A 341-nucleotide genomic window follows, 5' to 3' on the forward strand; every position below is an offset into this window, starting at 1 on the left:
AACCAGATCCCGCCGTTCACCGCCGGCCAGCCGCTCGACGAGGACGAGGTCCTGCCCCGCCAGAGCGTGGTCGTCGAGGTCGGTGGCCGCCGCGTCGAGGTCTCACTGCCCGGCGAATTCTCCCTCGCCGCCAGCAACGGCGGCGGGCCGGCGGGGGCGGTGCGGCGTAAACCCAAAGCCCGCACCCGCGGCGGTGCCGGAGCCGGAGCCGGGTCCGGTGACGCGGTCACCGCACCCATGCAAGGCACCGTGGTCAAAGTCGCCGTCACCGAAGGCGCCACCGTCGAAGCAGGAGACCTCATCGCCGTCCTCGAAGCGATGAAAATGGAAAACCCCGTCAA

At 70.7% G+C, this 341-nt stretch carries 1 protein-coding gene; it reads left to right on the top strand.

All coding sequences use genetic code 11. From position 1 onward, the window contains the following. The coding region (locus tag ACOQFP_RS01480) for an acetyl-CoA carboxylase biotin carboxyl carrier protein subunit (RefSeq protein ID WP_421583216.1) at nucleotides 1-341 on the top strand (341 nt) is incomplete at both ends.

This window comes from Rhodococcus sp. MALMAid1271 (assembly GCF_049195265.1).
Lineage (GTDB): Bacteria > Actinomycetota > Actinomycetes > Mycobacteriales > Mycobacteriaceae > Rhodococcoides.